Source organism: Rhodococcus sp. IC4_135 (assembly GCF_011602025.1).
Taxonomy (GTDB): Bacteria; Actinomycetota; Actinomycetes; order Mycobacteriales; family Mycobacteriaceae; genus Rhodococcus_F; species Rhodococcus_F baikonurensis.
Genome location: NZ_JAAOLG010000151.1, coordinates 1 through 270, shown reverse-complemented (window position 1 = coordinate 270; position 270 = coordinate 1). Strand labels below are relative to the sequence as shown.

The 270-nt window shown below is 53.3% G+C and carries 1 rRNA gene; it reads right to left on the bottom strand.

Features of this window, described 5'->3' with window-relative positions:
* Positions 1-97 (bottom strand): 5S ribosomal RNA (rrf, locus tag G8767_RS35405); the annotation flags it as partial.
* Positions 98-270 lie beyond the last annotated feature (173 nt).

Here is a 270-nt window from a genome sequence, read left to right as displayed (position 1 = left end):
CCCACACCCTGTCGAGTGCAGTACCATCGGCGCTGAAGGGCTTAGCTTCCGGGTTCGGAATGGGACCGGGCGTTTCCCCTTCGCTATGACCGCCGTAACTCTATGAAACTGTCACAGTAACCAACTTGTGATCACCTGGTTTAACCACCCGTCAACACCCATTGCTGGTGTTGGGGGATGGAGAAAACAAGGTTCTCTCAAGGTATCTGTGTGTTGTTTCAGATACCGCACAGTGGACGCGTAGCTTCTTTGTGGTAAGTCCTCGGCCTA